Annotated in this window: 14 protein-coding genes; 7 read left to right on the top strand and 7 right to left on the bottom strand. The window is 63.5% G+C overall.

All coding sequences use genetic code 11. The annotated features are described in order from the left end of the window. Positions 1-7 precede the first annotated feature (7 nt). Complete coding sequence (locus NKJ17_RS02510; protein ID WP_254816298.1) at positions 8-1024, top strand: type II secretion system F family protein; 1017 nt, start codon at positions 8-10, stop codon at positions 1022-1024. A gap of 114 nt (positions 1025-1138) precedes the next feature. Here NKJ17_RS02510 and NKJ17_RS02505 read toward each other — a convergent pair whose 3' ends face one another. Further along, positions 1139-1960, bottom strand: a complete 822-nt coding sequence (locus NKJ17_RS02505) for a tetratricopeptide repeat protein (RefSeq protein ID WP_254816398.1) — start codon at positions 1958-1960, stop codon at positions 1139-1141. A 123-nt stretch (positions 1961-2083) separates the two neighbouring features. Between NKJ17_RS02505 and NKJ17_RS02500 the strand changes: the two genes are divergently transcribed. The 5 genes from NKJ17_RS02500 (at position 2084) to pdeM (ending at position 8061) form a co-directional block, all read left to right on the top strand. After that, on the top strand, positions 2084-3448 hold the full coding sequence (locus NKJ17_RS02500; protein WP_352506160.1) for a leucyl aminopeptidase family protein: 1365 nt from the start codon (positions 2084-2086) through the stop codon (positions 3446-3448). 69 nt (positions 3449-3517) lie between these two features. Then, positions 3518-3868, top strand: coding sequence for a MarR family winged helix-turn-helix transcriptional regulator (locus tag NKJ17_RS02495; protein WP_023676939.1), 351 nt, complete (start codon positions 3518-3520; stop codon positions 3866-3868). A gap of 29 nt (positions 3869-3897) precedes the next feature. Beyond that, complete coding sequence (locus NKJ17_RS02490; RefSeq protein WP_352686789.1) at positions 3898-4758, top strand: C40 family peptidase; 861 nt, start codon at positions 3898-3900, stop codon at positions 4756-4758. Between the two features lie 67 nt (positions 4759-4825). Beyond that, positions 4826-7348, top strand: a complete 2523-nt coding sequence (locus tag NKJ17_RS02485) for a ligase-associated DNA damage response DEXH box helicase (RefSeq protein WP_352686786.1) — start codon at positions 4826-4828, stop codon at positions 7346-7348. Continuing rightward, the gene (gene pdeM, locus NKJ17_RS02480; RefSeq protein WP_352506163.1) at positions 7345-8061 is read left to right on the top strand and encodes a ligase-associated DNA damage response endonuclease PdeM; all 717 of its coding nucleotides are present in this window, start codon (positions 7345-7347) and stop codon (positions 8059-8061) included. The genes NKJ17_RS02485 and pdeM overlap by 4 nt, the downstream gene beginning before the upstream one ends. 2 nt (positions 8062-8063) lie before the next feature. Here pdeM and NKJ17_RS02475 read toward each other — a convergent pair whose 3' ends face one another. Genes NKJ17_RS02475 through NKJ17_RS02465 form a run of 3 tightly spaced genes read right to left on the bottom strand, consistent with a single transcriptional unit; the run spans position 8064 to position 12674 of the window. Further along, on the bottom strand, positions 8064-8999 hold the full coding sequence (locus tag NKJ17_RS02475; RefSeq protein ID WP_352686783.1) for a dimethyl sulfoxide reductase anchor subunit family protein: 936 nt from the start codon (positions 8997-8999) through the stop codon (positions 8064-8066). Positions 9000-9009: 10 nt separating this feature from the next. After that, positions 9010-9744 (bottom strand): 4Fe-4S dicluster domain-containing protein, encoded by a 735-nt coding sequence (locus tag NKJ17_RS02470; RefSeq protein ID WP_352506166.1) that lies wholly within the window; start codon positions 9742-9744, stop codon positions 9010-9012. Continuing rightward, the gene (locus NKJ17_RS02465; RefSeq protein ID WP_352686781.1) at positions 9741-12674 is read right to left on the bottom strand and encodes a molybdopterin oxidoreductase family protein; all 2934 of its coding nucleotides are present in this window, start codon (positions 12672-12674) and stop codon (positions 9741-9743) included. Before NKJ17_RS02465 ends, NKJ17_RS02470 begins: the two co-directional genes overlap by 4 nt. Positions 12675-12953: 279 nt before the next feature. Between NKJ17_RS02465 and NKJ17_RS02460 the strand changes: the two genes are divergently transcribed. Continuing rightward, the gene (locus tag NKJ17_RS02460; protein ID WP_352506168.1) at positions 12954-13856 is read left to right on the top strand and encodes a LysR substrate-binding domain-containing protein; all 903 of its coding nucleotides are present in this window, start codon (positions 12954-12956) and stop codon (positions 13854-13856) included. A 5-nt stretch (positions 13857-13861) separates the two neighbouring features. On the opposite strand, the gene NKJ17_RS02455 is transcribed toward NKJ17_RS02460, so the two are convergent. The 3 genes from NKJ17_RS02455 to NKJ17_RS02445 all read right to left on the bottom strand — a co-directional run bounded on the left by NKJ17_RS02455 (position 13862) and on the right by NKJ17_RS02445 (position 16942). Next, complete coding sequence (locus NKJ17_RS02455; RefSeq protein ID WP_352686779.1) at positions 13862-15118, bottom strand: Hsp70 family protein; 1257 nt, start codon at positions 15116-15118, stop codon at positions 13862-13864. Between the two features lie 109 nt (positions 15119-15227). Beyond that, a complete protein-coding gene (locus NKJ17_RS02450) occupies positions 15228-16019 on the bottom strand; it encodes a TIGR02186 family protein (RefSeq protein WP_352686777.1) in 792 nt (263 codons plus the stop codon). Continuing rightward, positions 16019-16942 (bottom strand): sulfite exporter TauE/SafE family protein, encoded by a 924-nt coding sequence (locus tag NKJ17_RS02445; protein ID WP_254816309.1) that lies wholly within the window; start codon positions 16940-16942, stop codon positions 16019-16021. The genes NKJ17_RS02450 and NKJ17_RS02445 overlap by 1 nt, the downstream gene beginning before the upstream one ends. Between the last annotated feature and the right edge of the window lie 137 nt (positions 16943-17079).

Raw genomic sequence — 17079 nt, 5'->3', positions numbered from 1 at the left:
CTCGCGTATGACCGATCACGTCGTCAGAACTCTCACCGATCCGTCCCTGCTGATCGCACTGCTGGTCGGAATAGCGGTGTTTGCGACCGTCTTCACGCTGCTGCCCGCCTTTGGCGGGAACCAGCTCAAGGCGCGCATGAAATCCGTGGCGCTGGAGCGCGATGAGCTGCGCGCCAAGCAGCGGGCGCGGCTGGCAATCGAAGCCGACCGCCGCCGCAAGGGCCTGCGCGAAGAACAGTCGGTCGGCATGCGCAATATTGTCGATCGCCTGGATCTCAGGCGTGCGCTGGCGGATGAAGGTACCTTGCAGAAATTGAAAGTGGCGGGTTTTCGCGGGCAAAATCCACTGACGCGCTTCCTTTTCTTCCGTCTCGTCCTGCCCTTCATCGGCTTTGCATTGGCGGCGATGTATCTGTTCGTGCTCGGCGGATTGCCCGAGCAGCCGTTTTTCGTGAAGCTGTTCGTGTGCATCGTGGTTGCCTATGCGGGGTTCTACGCGCCGGTGCTCTACGTCAACAACCGCGCTACCAAGCGCAAGCAGTCGATTCAGATGGCGTGGCCGGACGCGCTCGACCTGATGCTGATATGCGTCGAGTCCGGCATGTCGGTGGAAGCGGCGCTTCGCAAGGTCGCCGATGAGATCGGCGCGCAATCTGTGGCATTGGCGGAAGAATTCATCCTGACCAACGCCGAGCTTTCCTATCTGCAGGAGCGCAAGCAAGCCTACGAGAACCTTGCAAGCCGAACTGGCCTGGAATCCGTCAGGTCGGTGTCCCAGGCGCTGGTTCAGGCCGAGCGCTACGGCACGCCCGTGGCGCATGCGTTGCGGGTGCTTGCCAGTGAGAGCCGCGACATGCGCATGAATGCCGCCGAGAAGAAGGCGGCCGCGCTGCCGCCGAAGCTCACCGTGCCGATGATCCTGTTCTTCCTGCCGGTACTGTTCGCCATCATTCTTGGTCCCGCCGGCATCCAGGTGAGCCAGCGCGGCATCTTCGGCGACCAGCCGAAATCCAGCAGCGAGTAGCACCAGCGGCGTTGCCAGAAACGCTGATACGATTCAGCCACGCTGCCGGTGCAGCGCGGCTCTTTGCGTTAGACATGTTGCGGAATTCGCGCGCCGGTTCGGCGGTCGAAGCGGTCAGTTGGTGGCAGGCTTTGCCTTGTCCTGGTCCTTGAGCTGGCTCCAGGCATTCTGCTGCGCCAGCATCTGGCGAAGGTAAGCGACGTTAGCCTGCGCCTGATCCGGCGACAGCTCTTGCGAGGCGATCTTCTCGGCCTCGTCGAAACGGCCTTGCAGACCGACGACCAGCGCCAGGTTCTGGCGAACGCGGCTATCTGCATTCGGCTGCTGGGCGGCCGAGCGCATATAGGTTTCGGCCGTGCGCAAATCGCCTTCCAGCACGTACGACATGCCGAGATTGGAAAGGATCGACGGTTCGTTCGGCCTGAGGTCAAGCGCCTTGCGATAGCCTTGGCGCGCCTCATCCTTCTGGCCCAGCTGGTCGAGAATAGCAGCTTCCGCCGACACCAGTTTCCAATCAGGATATTCAGGGGTCTGCGCGCGGCGCACGGCATCGAGAGCCGGTTCGAACTGTCCGTTGGCGGCAAGTGCCTTGCCATAGGCGGCGAGCACGTCGCGGTCCTTCGGCAAGGCGATCGCCAGCTTGCGCATCACCGCAAGCGATTGGTCTGCGTCGCCGTCCATCTGCAGCGCCGCGGCATAATTTGTGGCGATGCGCTTGTCGCTGGGGTTTTTCGCATAGGACTGGCCGAGCGCCATCGTAGCGTTGTGCAGTTCGCCCGCCGACATTGTTTCCAGCGGCCTGCCGCTTGGACGAGAAATCGAACCAGTCGTCAATTTGCTGGTTCCGCAGCCAGCGACGCCTGCGGCAAGCGCCATCATCAACGCCGTGCTGATCAGCCTGTTTGCGCTGGCGTTCATCCTGCGGTTGGTCAGCATCGGCACCAAGGCTCCGTTCATCGCGTGACCATTTGCGTGGTCATCTTCCCTCCCGCAGAAATATTCTGTTAACCCTAACGGAGAGTTAAGAAACGCCGACTCGGAAAACCCGGAGACCAGCGAATGCCTGTCGAACTCGTCGAGAAAGAATTGAGCAATGCGCTGCCGGTCCATCTGGTGGCGAAGGATGCTCTGGCGGCAGCGGGCCTTGCGCCATCCTCGGTCGCCTGGGCCAAGGCCAACGGCTTCTCCGGCGAAGCTGGCAGGACGCTGATCGTGCCTGGCGACAACGGCGCGATTGCCGGAGCCCTGTTCGGCACCGGTGATGACGAGGGCGCACTGGCCGTCGGCGCACTGGCGAGAGCCTTGCCCGCGGGCGACTGGCGTTTTGCGTCGGCACCCGCCAAGCCGGAGCTTACGGCACTCGCCGTGGCGCTCGGCGGCTATGTCTTCACCCGCTACGGCAAGAAGCCAGGCAAGAGCCTTCGCTTCGCGCTGCCGGCAGGCACCGACGCTGCCCGCATCCGCCGCATCGCCAATGGCATTTTCCTGGCGCGCGATCTGGTCAACACGCCGACCAGCGATATGGGCCCCGGCCAGCTGGAAAAAGCCGCCCGGACCTTGGCCGCGACGCACAAGGCCGAAATATCGGTGACCAAAGGCGACGATCTTCTTACCGCCAACTTTCCGATGATCCACGCCGTCGGTCGGGCATCTGCCGACGCGCCGCGCCTGATCGACATGATTTGGGGGCCGAACAATGCCCCCAGGATAACGCTGGTCGGCAAGGGCGTCTGCTTCGATACAGGCGGTCTCGACATCAAGCCGTCCTCGGGCATGCTTTTGATGAAGAAGGACATGGGCGGCGCTGCCAACGTGCTGGGCCTCGCTTCCATGATTATGGCCACCGGGCTGAAGGTCCGGCTACGCGTGCTCATCCCGGCTGTCGAGAATTCGATAGCCGGCAACGCCTTCCGGCCAGGCGACGTGCTGGTGAGCCGCAAGGGCATCACCGTCGAAATCGGCAACACCGACGCCGAAGGACGGCTGGTACTCGCCGATGCCTTGGCCTTGGCCGATGACGAAGAGCCGCAGATGCTGGTCGATATGGCGACGCTGACAGGCGCTGCCCGTGTTGCGCTCGGTCCCGACCTGCCGCCGTTCTACACCGGTGACGAGGCGCTTGCATCCGAGCTGGCGGACGCCTCCGTTGCGGTCGAGGATCCGTTATGGCGCATGCCGTTGTGGAAGCCCTATGACGCCAAGCTGGCGTCGAAGGTGGCCGACATCAACAATGTCACGTCAGACGGTTTCGCCGGCTCGATCACCGCGGCGCTTTTCCTGAAGCGCTTCGTGGAAAAGACCGCCGGCTGGGCGCATGTCGACATCTACGCCTGGAACCCGTCCGACCGCCCGCACGGTCTTGCCGGTGGCGAAGCGCAAGGCATCCGGGCGCTGGAGCAGGCCATTTCGAACCGCTACGGTTGATTCTCGGGCATAGCCGACGAAGGTATTGACTGAAACGGAACCGAAACAATTTTCAGTCATGCTGGACGGATGTCGATTATCATGCGTCCAAGCCAGGCCTTGCGACTATGGCAACAGGTGGTGTTATCCGAGGTGCGTGACGACGCGCCCGATCTCACCATGCGCCAGACGGCGATCCTGTTCACCATCTATCTCGATCCGCCGCCACACACGGTGCGCGGGTTAGCCGCCCGGCTCAACGTCACCAAGCCGGTGATCACCCGTGCGCTCGATACGATGGGGGCGCTGAAACTGGTGTCGCGCCACCGCGACGAGCTCGACAAGCGCAACGTGCTGGTCAGGCGCACAGTAGAAGGCGCGCTCTTTGTCGAGCGCTTTGGCGATGTTATCATTGCCAGAGCCCAAGAGTTGCCCATTTGACGAGTTGCCCATTTGAACGAGTTGCCGATTTGACCGCCAGGGATGCCCGCCTCCATGCCTTCCGCTCCGATCTCGCCGACGCCAGGCTGAAAGGCGAGGTTTCCGCCGACCGTTTCGTCGCCGGCCGGCCGGCTCGCATATCAGCCTCCGTCGCTGACATCCGCAGGGCGCCGCGGCCGGACGCCGGCGTCGATACCCAGCTTCTGTTCGGCGAAGACGTCCTCGTCTTCGAGGACGTTGGGGACTGGGCCTGGATACAGGCCGAGCGCGACGGCTACGTCGGCTATGTCGCCGACACTGTGCTGGGCGGTCGGGATCATGCGGCCACGCATGTTGTCTCGGTGCCGCGCACTTTCCTGTATCCGGGACCGGATTTGCGGTTCCCGGTGAGCGGGGAGCTCTCGATGGGGTCATTGGTGGCGGTGACGGGCTCAGCGGAAACGCGCGGCACGCATTATGCTCTGCTGCCGTCCGGCCAGGCGGTCATCTCGGGTCATCTCAGGCCTGTCGCCGAGTTTGCCCCCGACTACGTCGCGGTCGCCGAGTCGTTTCTCGGCACGCCCTACCTGTGGGGTGGCGTCTCCGGATTCGGCATCGATTGTTCCGGTCTCGTGCAACTTGCAATGCACATGGCTGGCAGGCAAGTGCTACGCGACACCGACATGCAGGCGGCGACCGTCGGCGAACCGCTCGATCCCGGGCCGGGTTTTGCCGGGTTGCGGCGCGGCGACCTGGTCTTCTGGAAAGGCCACGTCGCGATCATGACGGATCCGGAGACCATGATCCACGCCAACGGCCACACCATGCTGGTGTCGCGCGAAGGACTGAGGGAGGCGGTCGCCCGTATCGGTTATCTCTATGGCGGCCCGACCGGGTTTCGCCGGCCATAACGCGAATCGATCACCTTTTGTTCTGATTCTGCTTGGCGATTGCGCGTCGCCGCGCTACCTCTGGCACGTGACAGAGCAGCCGCGCCTTGCCCAACAGAATGCCGCCGTCGTCCTGCCCGAGCCATTCGTCAAATGGTTTGCGGAAAAGGGCTGGTCGCCGCGCGCTCACCAGATCGATTTGCTGGCCAAAGCCCAGGACGGGCAGTCGGTATTGCTGATCGCCCCGACCGGCGCCGGCAAGACGCTGGCCGGGTTCTTGCCATCGCTGACCGAACTGGCCGGCCGACCGAGGAGAAGGCCGGGGCAGGCGCATCGAGGCATCCATACACTCTACATCTCGCCGCTGAAGGCGCTGGCCGTCGACATCGAGCGCAATCTCGGCAAACCCGTCGCAGAAATCGGGCTGCCGGTCACCGTCGAGACGCGCACCGGTGACACGCCCGCACACAAGCGCCAGCGGCAGAAGCTGGCGCCGCCCGACATTCTCCTGACCACGCCCGAGCAATTGGCGCTGCTGATTGCCGCGCCCGATGCCAGGCGCTTCTTCGAGGACCTGCGCTATGTCGTGCTCGACGAATTGCATTCGCTGGTGACCTCGAAGCGCGGGCATCTCCTGTCGCTCGGGCTGGCCCGGCTGCGCTCGTTTGTGCCCGCCCTCCAGACGATAGGCCTGTCGGCGACGGTCGCCGAGCCCGACGAATTGCGGCGGTGGCTGGTCAGCCAGAATCCACCAGGGCCGATGGCCGACCTGATCGTCGTCACCGGCGGCGCCAAGCCCGACATCTCCATTCTCGATTCGGAGGAGCGCGTGCCGTGGGCGGGACATTCGGCCCGCTATGCAACGCCGGAGATCTACAACGAGATCAAGCGCCACAAGACAACCCTGCTGTTCGTCAACACACGCAGCCAGGCGGAGCTGCTGTTCCAGGAGTTGTGGCGGGTCAACGAGGACACCTTGCCGATCGCGCTGCATCACGGTTCGCTCGATGTCGCCCAGCGCCGGCGCGTCGAAAAGGCGATGGGCGAGAATGCCTTGCGTGCGATCGTCGCCACCTCGACGCTCGACCTCGGCATCGACTGGGGCGATGTCGACCTGGTCGTCCATGTCGGCGCGCCGAAAGGTGCCAGCCGGCTGGCGCAGCGCATCGGCCGCGCCAACCACCGTATGGACGAGCCGTCCAAGGCGATCCTGATTCCGGCCAACCGCTTCGAGGTGCTGGAATGCAGGGCGGCGCTCGATGCCAATTATCTCGGTGCCCAGGATACGCCGCCGCTGGTCAATGGCGGGCTCGACGTGCTGGCGCAGCACGTGCTGGGCTGTGCCTGCGGTGCGCCGTTGCATGCCGATGCGCTGTTTGGGGAAGTGCGGACGGCAGCACCCTACGCCAATCTCGATCGGCCGACATTCGATCGCGTCATCGATTTCGTCGCCACTGGCGGCTATGCGCTGAAGAACTACGAGCGCTATGCCCGCATCCGGTTGAACAAGGACGGGCTGTGGCGGGTCTCAAATCCTCGCGTCGCCCAGCAATACCGGCTCAATGTCGGCACCATCATCGAAGTGCCGGCGCTCAACGTCCGCTACGTCCAGCCCGGCAGCAGAGGCGCGGCTTCGCGTGGCGGCCGGGTTCTGGGCAAGATCGAGGAGGCGTTCCTCGAAACGCTGACGCATGGCGACACCTTCATGTTCGCCGGCAAGGTGCTGCGCTTCGAAGGTATCCGCGAGAATGAGTGCTTTGTCTCGAATGCACCCGGCAGCGACGCCAAGGTCCCGTATTACGGCGGTGGCAAATTCCCGCTTTCGACGTACCTGGCCGAACAGGTCCGCGCCATGCTGGACGATCCGCAGCGCTGGAAGAAGCTGCCGGAGCAGGTCGCCGACTGGCTTCGTTTCCAGGCCGACAAGTCGGTGCTGCCGAAACGCGACGATCTGCTGATCGAGACTTTTCCGCGCGGCAACCGCTACTATCTGGTGGCCTATCCGTTCGAGGGCAGGCTGGCGCACCAGACGCTCGGCATGCTGCTCACCCGCCGCCTCGACAGGGCGGGAGCCAAGCCGCTCGGCTTCGTCGCCACAGACTATGCGCTTGCCATATGGTCGCTTGCCGATATGGGCCGGATGTTCAGGGCGAAGAAACCGTCGCTGGCAGCGCTCTTCGATGAGGACATGCTGGGCGACGACCTCGAAGCTTGGCTCGCCGGCAGTTGGTTGTTGAAGCGCACCTTTCGCAATTGCGCGCTGATCTCGGGATTAATCGAGAAACGCCACCCGGGCCAAGAGAAGAGCGGCCGCCAGGTGACCGTGTCGACGGATCTCATCTACGACGTGCTGCGCAGCCATGAGCCTGACCATATCCTGCTGCAGGCGACGCGTGCCGACGCCGCGACCGGTCTGCTGGATGTCAGCAGACTTGCCGAGATGCTCTCGCGCGTCCAGGGCCGAATCATGCATAAGAACCTCGAGCAGATATCGCCGCTCGCCGTGCCGATCATGCTCGAGATCGGCAAAATGCCTGTGCACGGCGAGGCCGATGACACGCTGCTGATGGATGCAGCCACGCTGGTCGAGGAGGCCATGGGGACGAAATGACTGTCGCGCTGGCCATGGCTGCACCTCTGGCGGAGGTGGGTTCTGTCGATATCGCCGGCGAACGCGCGGTCTGCGACCGCCGCGGCGTGCTCTACTTTCCCGAATTCCGGCTTCTGGCCGTGTCCGACCTGCATCTGGAAAAAGGCTCCTCGCTGGCCAGGCGCGGCACGCTGGTTCCCCCTTACGACACCGGAGCCACGTTACTCCGCTTGCAAGCGGTAATCGCCGACTACCAACCTTCGATCGTCATCAGCCTGGGCGACAGTTTTCACGATGGCGGCGGCGCTGCGCGCATGCACGCAAGCTTTCGCGAAAGGCTGGAAGGCCTGATGGTTGGGCGCGACTGGTTCTGGGTCACCGGCAATCATGATCCTGAAGCACCGGCCGACCTGCCCGGCGAGACCGTGCGCGAATTGGCCATCGGCTCTCTGCTCTTCCGGCACGAGCCTTCGGCGGTAAGGGTGGAGGGCGAGATATCAGGCCATCTGCATCCTTGCGCCCGCATCGTGCAGCAAGGCCGCTCGGTGCGGCGGCGCTGCTTTGCCGGCGATGGCGGCCGCATGATCATGCCGGCCTTCGGCGCCTATACCGGCTCGCTCAATCTGCTTGATCGCGCCTATGCCGGGCTGTTCCGCCGTGAAACGCTGATGGCCTACATGCTTGGCACCGAACGCATCTTCGCGATTTCCCACGCGATGCTCAGGCCGGGCTGAACCTACCTGCCGTAGTACAAAGTGACGGTGTGCTTGGCCTCGGCGAAGAACAGCCAGCGCTCGACCAGCATGCCGGCGAGTTGGGCGATCAAGGCGAGCATCGACGAAACCGCCGCATAGGGCCACGGCAGGGCGAACGCCGCCACCAACAGCAACGCAGGCAAAGCAAAGGCCAGCACCTGCGTGATCTGGCGTAGCCGCACGCTGTGCTTGCGCGCGATGCGGAAGCCCATCTCCTTGAGCAAGTAGTTTTCCTCGGTATGCGGCCATTCCATCGACCGCACCGTGCCGCCGGCCAGACCCGTCGCCGTGTTGGCTGTGGTCGGGATTTCCAGCCGGTCGTTGTACCGCCAGGTCGCCAGCTTCCAGCCCCAGCCGAGCACGGTCAGCAATAGGGCAGCCGCGAGAAGCGTATTCGAGCCGACGGCAAAACCCTGCAGCAGCGCATTGAGCAGCACGCAGCCGGTCATTGCCGAAAAGATCAGATAGCCGGGCAGGGTGAAGCGGCTGTGCCATTGGGCGATAGGCTTCAACGACGCGTAGATCATGCCGGTGGTGCAGACGGTTGCGACCGCGCCGATGGCAGCGAGCAGCCCGGCGACAGCCACCCAGCCGCTCGTACGGCCGAGGACCACCCAGCCAATACCGAACAGTCCCGCCGGCATGAAGGTCGCAACCGACGCAACGCCTTCGCGTGACAGCCAGGAGCTTCGCCATTGCGAGAAGGCACGCCAGGCGCGTTCGGGACGGCCGAGATGGCCGGCCGACGACAGCAGGCCTGCCGAGATCAGGCCAAGCGCCAGCCCCATGCCGGTGAGGCCAAGCCAGAAATCGGGCGGGATAAAGCCCTGTCCGGCGAGCACGCCAAGTAGTGCGAGCAGGCCGTAACCGGCGCCCGTGGCGGTGGTGAAAAAGACGACGGAGAATGCTGGATGCATGAGACGCGGGTTAGTTCGAAAGCATGCGGTCGACCCAGCCGAGGAAGCCGCCTTCGGCCCGCACCGCTTCAAGCGCCGGCGCCGGCACCGATGCGGCGCGGGTGGTGTGGGCACGTGGCGGCAGATATTTGTTGGTCGGCTTATAGCCCATTTCCGGCATCAGATCGACACCGCCGCGCTCGGCCACCAGTTGCGAGATAGCCGATGCCGGATCGCCCAGATCGCCGAAATGCCGCGCGCTGGTCGGGCAAGCAGCGACGCAGGCCGGAACGCGATCTTCTTCCGCCAGATTGTTGTTGTAGATACGGTCGACGCACAGCGTGCATTTCTTCATCACGCCGACATCGGTGTCGAACTCGCGCGCGCCATAGGGGCAGGCCCAGCTGCACAATTTGCAGCCAATGCACTTGTCCTCGTCGACCAGCACAATGCCGTCCGAGGCCCGTTTGTAGGAGGCGCCGGTCGGACATACGGTGACACAGGCCGGTGTCTCGCAATGCAGACAGGAGCGCGGGAAATTGACCGTGCGCCCACCCATCTCAGTCATGTGCTCATAGCTGTGCACGCGGTTGAACCAGACCCCGTCGGCGTCGCCGCCATACGGATCGATGTCGGTCAGCGGCGCCATGTGGCCGCCGGTGTTCCATTCCTTGCAGGCGGTGACGCAGGCCTGACAGCCGACACAGGTGTCGAGATCGATGACCAGGCCGAGCTTCTTGTCGGTTTGGGCGGGAAGGCAGGTCATGGTCTGGCAGCTTCTCTTTCCCGGCGGAACTCTGCGCCGAAAGTGAGCTTGTCAGGCGAGGGTTCGAAATGCGGCGGCTGCCGGAACCGCTCGAACTGCGGCTCGGTGAAGCCGCCTTCCTCGGCCGCGCATTTGACGATGCGCACGCGCAGGTCGAACCACGCCGCCTGGCCGGTCACCGGATCGGAATTCGAATAGCGTTTGCCGCTGGCATCGGCGGAGGTCTGGTCGCCGATGATGTGGTTGAGCAGGAAGCCGCGATTGGATTCGGCCGCGTCATCCTTGAGCCCCCAGCTGCCGCGACGCTTGCCGATCGCATTCCACGTCCACACCGTATCGGCGTTGACGCCGTCGACCAGCTTGATCTGTCCTTTGACCTTGCCGTTGATGCTCTCGATCCACACCCAGTCGTTATCGACAAGCCCGAGGCTGGCGGCGGTCCGGTGATGCACGAACAGCCGGTTCTGGCTGGTGATCTGCCTTAGCCAGGCATTCTGCGAGCCCCAGGAATGATACATGTGCATTGGCCGCTGCGTCAGCGCGTGCAGCGGATAGGCTTGGCTGTCAACCGCAGTCTCTTCGAAGGGCGCATACCAGAACGGCAGCGGATCCATATAGGTCTCGATGCGGCTACGCTGGGCTTCCGGCGGCAGCACCCGGCCATGGCCGCGCGCCGCCAGGCGGAAGCGCTGCATCGGCTCGGAATAGAGTTGGAACACGATCGGCTCGGCTTTCGGGATGAAGCCCATGCTCTCGGCGAAGTCGAGATAGGAGCGGTTTGCCATCTTGTAGTAGCGCTGATCGGCGGCGAAATCCTGGTGCCAGAAGCCGCCATTGTGGATGTAGCGCTGCAACTGGTCGGGATTGACGTCGCCCTTGCCGACCAGGGTCCCGTCCTTGCCGCGCCAGCCGGCGAGTGGACCGACACCTGGCGTACGCTCGTGATTGACGATGTAGTCGGCATAGTCGCGGTATTTGGCGGAGCCGTCGTCATCGACGAAACCGGGCAGACCGAGCCGCGCGCCGAGTTCGATCAGCACCGTCTGGAACGGCCTGACGTCGCGGTCCGGCTCGACGACGGGATGGCGGATGGCGTCGCCCGGACCGTCGGCGTGGCTGATCGGCCGGTCGAGCAGACTGATACAGTCATGACGCTCGAGATAGGTCGTGTCCGGCAGCACCAGATCGGCAAAGGGCACGGTCTCGGAATAATAAGCGTCGGAATAGATGATGAACGGGATCTTGTACTCGCCCGCCGCATCGATATCGGTCAGCATCGCCATCGTCTCGACCGTATTCATCGACGAGTTCCAGGCCATGTTGGACATGTACATGAACAGAGTGTCGATCTTGTAGGGATCGCCTGCCCAGGCGTTACGGATGACCGTGTGCATGAGCCCATGAGCGGCCAGCGGCGCGTCCCAGGAGTATGCCTTGTCGATACGAACAGGCCTGCTGCCTTCCTCGATCAGCAGGTCCTCAGGTCCGCAGACGAAGCCGAGCGGCATGCCTTCGAGCGGTGTCATCGGCTTCACATTCCTGCCGGCGGGCTTTGGACCCGGCGGCGCGGACCGCGGATAAGGCGGTTTGAAGCGGAAGCCGCCCGGCACGTCCACCGTGCCGAGAAGCACCTGAAGCAGATGAATGGCGCGGCAAGTGTGAAACCCGTTCGAATGGGCCGAGATGCCGCGCATCGCATGCATCGACATCGGCCGACCCTTGATGGTCTTGTGCCGGCGGCCGGCCCAGTCCGTCCAGGCCACCGGCAGTTCGATTTGCTGTTCGAAGGCGACATGAGCGAGTTCTGCAGCAATGCGTCGGATCGTGTCGGCGGAGATGCCGCACCGGTCAGCGACGGCGTCGGGTGAATAGCACTCGTCCAGATAGCGGTCGGCGACGAGTTGGAAGACCGGCACGCAGCGGCGGCTGTCGACGAGAACGCTGCCGGTCAGTGCGGGCTTTGCGTCGGTATCGCCGGCGTCGACAGGCGTCTTCGCCACCCTGTCCCAAGCCAGCGGATTGCCGTCGCCGTCGCGCATGAACAGCCCGTCATCGGCGGCTCCAGGCTCCTGAATGACCAGGATGTGGGCGTTGGTGTAGCGCAAGAGGTAGTCGAGATCGACGCGCCCTGCCTTCAGCAATTCGTGGATGAGGGCGAACACAAACAGGCCGTCGGTGCCGGGCCGGATGCCGATCCAGTCGTCGGCAATCGCGTTGTAGCCGGTGCGGCAGGGATTGATTGAAACCACCTTGGCGCCGCGCGCCTTGAGCTTGCCGAGGCCGATCTTGATCGGATTGGAATCATGGTCTTCGGCAACCCCGAACAGCATGAAATACTTGGTGTTGTCCCAGTCGGGCTCGCCGAACTCCCAGAACGAGCCGCCAATCGTGTAGAGGCCGCCGGCTGCCATGTTCACCGAGCAGAAACCGCCATGGGCCGCGAAGTTCGGCGTGCCGAACTGGCTCGCCCACCAACCGGTCAGCGATTGCGACTGGTCGCGGCCGGTGAAGAAGGCGAGTTTCTTCGGATCGGTCTGGCGGATGTTCGAAAGCCGCTCTGTCGCGAGCGACAAAGCTTCCTCCCACTCGATCTCGCGGAACTCGCCCGAGCCGCGCAGTCCGGTGCGCAGCAATGGTTTCGTCAGCCGGGCCGGGCTGTAATGCTGCATGATGCCGGCGCTGCCTTTGCCGCACAGCACGCCGCGATTGACCGGATGATCCTTGTTGCCGTTGATGTAGCGGACCTTGCCATCTTTGATATGGACGTCGATGCCGCAGCGGCAGGCGCACATATAGCAGGTGGTCTTGGCGATGCTGTCGGAGACATCAGGCGAAGTATCGACGCCGTCGCGTTCAGCGGGCGCTCGCGTATCGGCAAGCGGCCGTTGTGATGGTGCCGAATTAGCTCCGCGCAGCAGGTTGTTGGTCATGATCCGGTGATCCTCTTGCGCCCCGCGAACTTGGCTCTCGTCTTCGGGCCTGGGCCGCGCATGTAATGCTCTTCCGGGCGATAGCGTTCACCCAAGAGCCACCGCCGCAGGCTGCGGGTCCAGTGCGCAAACACGGATTTGAACCGCCCCACCAATTTTACCCTCGACTGCTCTGGCGCGACTTTTTTCCAATTTCGAGCCAAAATTTAGAACAAAGCGACCGATCCGTCTAACAACTTGCTCTTGTAATTCCAATCGGATTTGCTTCTTAGTGTCGGAATGACCCTGGACCAGTTGCGGATCTTCGTCGCCGTCGCCGAACGGGCGCACATGACCAAAGCGGCCGAGTTGCTGGGCATCTCACAGTCGGCCGCATCCGCCGCGATCCGCTCGCTCGAACAGCAGCATGGCGTCCAGTTGTTCAACCGCGTCGGCCGCAACATCGAGCTCGCCGAAACCGGACGCCGATTCTTGCCCGAGGCCAAGGCGGTCCTCGAGCGGGCTGCGGCCGCCCACAACGTGCTGGAGCATGTCTCGCAAACGATCACCGGCAGTCTCTCGATCGCTGCCAGCCAGACCATTGCCAGCTATTGGCTGCCGCGCCGGCTCGCCTCTTTCCACGAAGCCTATCCTGCCGTCAGGCTGAGCGTGAGCATTGGCAACACCAGGCAGGTCGAGACCAATGTACTTGATGGCGCAGCCGATTTTGGCCTGGTCGAGGGGCGCACCGAATCCGACATTTTGCGGCGTGCCAAGGTCGATATCGATCGCATGATGCTGGTCGTGGCGCGCTCGCACCCTGAGATCGCGGAAGTTTCGCCTGGACATCCCGATCTTGGCGGGCTTCGCTGGATCATTCGCGAAGGCGGTTCGGGCACGCGCGAGGCGCTGGAGGACCTTGCCCGACGCGACGGGATTTCGTTCGCGGACCTGCAGATATTCCTGGTATTGCCGAGTAATGAGGCTATTCGCCAGGCGGTCGAGGCCGGCGCCGGCGCCAGCATCATCTCGGAACTCGTCGCCGCACGCGCGGTCGCCGAAGGTAGCCTGCGTTCTGTGCCGGTCGATCTGCCGAAGCGCGAATTTGCCATGATCACGCATCGCGACCGGCAGCCGAGCCTGGCCCAGATGGCGCTCAAGGCGCATCTTGGCGGCAAAGCTGAGAGACTCGCGCCGCTTTAAGCCGATCAGCCGAACTTCCGCTGCGCGTCGAGCGCCAGCCCAAGCCCGACCGAGCCGAACACATCGCCTTGGATTACCGACGCCTGCGGCACCAGCGCCAGGATCCGCTGCCTGGCCAGCGGGATCGCGGTCGATCCGCCGGTCAAGAACAACGCGGTGATGTCCGAGGCCTTCACCTGTGCGTCGCGGATGGTCTGCTCGACTGTAGCCGCAACACGCTCAATGTCTCTGGCTATGGTGGCTTCGAGACCCTTGCGCGTGATTTCTGCCGTGAACCTCACCTCTGGCAGCGCGACCTCGACATCGGCCGACGAACGGTCCGTCAGCTCGATCTTGGCCTTTTCGACCAGCGCCGCCAGCGCGTGGCCGTAACGATGCTCGACGATGTGGATGAAGCGGTCGACCAGGTCTGCGCGCTCCGCCTCATAGCGGATCTGGCGCAGATGCGTCATCGCCCTCGCGGTATAGACCAGGTTGATGCGCTGCCACGTCGCCAGGTCGATGAAGTAGCTCGCCGGCAGATTACGTTTGCCATCCTTGGTCAGTGAGAGATAGCCGAGCTGCGGCATCACATGGGCGATGCTCAACAGCCGGTCGAAGTCGGTGCCGCCGATGTGGATGCCGCGGCTGGCCAGGATGTCGTCTTTGCGGTCAAGCGAGCGGGCGCGCTCGGGCGAGACGCGCACGATTGAGAAGTCGGACGTGCCGCCGCCCATGTCGACGATCAGCGCCAGTTCCTCGCGCGTCACCTTTTGTTCGTAGTCGAGTGCCGCGGCAATCGGTTCGAACTGGAAGGCGATGTGCTTGAAGCCGTGGGCACGAGCGGCATTTTCGAGTTCGTGCTCCGCCTTCGCGTCAGCCTCGGCATCGTCGTCGACGAACTGCACGGGCCGTCCCAGCACGACGCTGTCGACCGCGTCATGGGCTTCTTCTTCCAGCTTCTTTTTCAGATGGCCGACGAACAGGCCGACAATCTCCATGAAGCCGATCGAGCGCGCCTTGATGCGGGTCTTTTCGTGGGCGAGCGAGCTGCCGAGCACACTCTTCAACGAGCGCATCAGGCGGCCTTCGATACTGTCCGTATAGTTGGCAAGGGCGCGTCGCCCGAAATAGGTGCGGTTGTCCTCGAAATTGAAAAACACCGCACTGGGCAGCGTGAGCTGGCCGTCTTCCAACGCCACCAGCCGCGGCTGCCCGTTCCTGACCACGCTTACGGTGGAATTCGAAGTGCCGAAGTCGATCCCGGCGAATGCTGGTCGCATCATGCGTTCCTGTATTTCTGATTTGGGGAGCAGCAGCTCGTGTCCGGTCGGGCCCGGGGGTCGCGGTCTAACCCATACCCTCGGAAAGGGAAACCACTTTTACGAGAGTTCAGTCTTTCCTGAAGACCAGTCTTCCGAGCCAGCCTGTCAGCATGGCCAGCGATACGGCAAAGACACCGTAGAGGAACGAGTAGTCGTGGGCGACGCGGAAGATCGATTGTTCGAAACCGGACTTGCGGATTTCGAGCTGGGCGGAGCTTTCCTTGATGAACAGGCCGCTCTTGAACAGGAAGGCGCGGGCCTTATGGGTGCCGACCGGAACGTTTGGGGCGAGCCTGACGGTGGCGCGGAACAGGTTCTGCGACAGGAACTGCACACCGCCGACATTCTCGCTGTAGAGGCCGGTCGCCGCCTTGCGTTCGCGCAGCGCGGCGGTGAACTCCTCGATTGTCGCCGGGCTGTCGCCGGCGTCGGCCGGCTGCAAATAGAGGTTCGAGGCGCCAAGCGACAGCTGCTTGTAGCTGTTCGGATCGGTGACGTCCTGCAGCGGCCGCGTCGTCGCCACCGAATAGGAGACAGGTACGTTTTTGAAGGTCTCCGACTCCAGATTGACCCAGACGCCGAGCACCCGGTCCTTGCGGCGCACGACGACCGGTCGGGCCGGGCCTTCCAGCACGACGATCACGTCGTAGCGCCCTTGCCGCGCGACAAGCGGATCCGCATTTTCCAGCGAGCCGAAGATGGTAAGGTCGGCGCCGGAAAAGCCGGCGGTAATCGAGACATTGTCGGTCGAAAGCCCGATCTGGATATTTTCGGTCAGAGGCGCCTGCGCCTTCGCCGGTGGCGCAGCCGCCAGCAGCGACAGCAAGGCGGCGGCCGCGAGCGTCCTGAAGCCAGCCATCAGCTCAGGCCCACGCCGGACAGCGAATAGAGATTGGGCGGCGTGACGAAGAGATCGATTGCAAGCCGGATGGCGACCGCCAGTACCAGCAGCGCCAGCAGCGCCCTGAGTTGCTCGCCCCGCAGCCGCTGACCGGCCTTGGCGCCATATTGCGCGCCGGCTACGCCGCCTGCCATCAACAGGAAAGCGAGCATGACGTCGACGGTCTGGTTGGTGGTGGCGTGGACCAGCGTGGTGTAGGCCGAGGTGAAGATGATCTGGAACAGCGAGGTGCCGATGACGACGTTGGTAGGCACTTTCAAAAGGTAGATCAGGGCCGGCACCATGATGAAGCCGCCGCCGACGCCCATGATCGACGACAGGAAGCCAATCGCCGCGCCCAGCCCAAGCACCGGAATGACGCTGACGAAGAGCTTTGAGGCCCTGAACCGCATCTTCAGCGGCAGGCGGTGGATCCAATTGTGCTGGCCGGATTTCTTCAACACCGGTGCGGCGCCGCTGCGAGTGGCGCGCAATGCATTGACACTCTCGACGAGCATCAGTCCGCCGACAGTGCCGAGCAGCACGACGTAGAGCAGCGAGATAAACAGGTCGAGCTGGCCGAGCCGGCGCAGGAGCGCAAAGACATAGATACCACCGGTCGAGCCGACGATGCCACCGCCTAAAAGCACGCCGCCAAGCTTGAAGTCGAGCGTGCCGCGCTTCATGTGCGACAGGGCGCCGGAGAAGGAGGAAGCGATGACCTGGTTGGCGCCGGTGGCGACCGCGATTGCCGGCGGTATGTTGTAGAAGATCAGCAGCGGCGTAATGAGAAAGCCGCCCCCCACGCCGAACATGCCCGACAGGAAACCCACCGCCGCACCCATGGCCAGCAGCACGAAGATGTTGACGGAAATTTCCGCGATCGGGAGATAGATGCCCACCCGTCAGTCTCGATCAGTTTGCCTCCTGGCGAATGCAACCGTTGCGGGCATTTTGCGCCAAAAGGCTATTTCGTTCTTGCGCCGGCCGGGCGGTGAAGTCAAACTTCGCCGCGCCGCCGAAACAAAAAACAACTCAA

Origin of the sequence: Mesorhizobium sp. M0208, from assembly GCF_040322015.1 — a bacterium.
GTDB lineage: Bacteria > Pseudomonadota > Alphaproteobacteria > Rhizobiales > Rhizobiaceae > Mesorhizobium.
The sequence above is the reverse complement of the archived record's forward strand: the minus strand, read 5'-3'. Positions and strand labels throughout refer to the sequence as shown.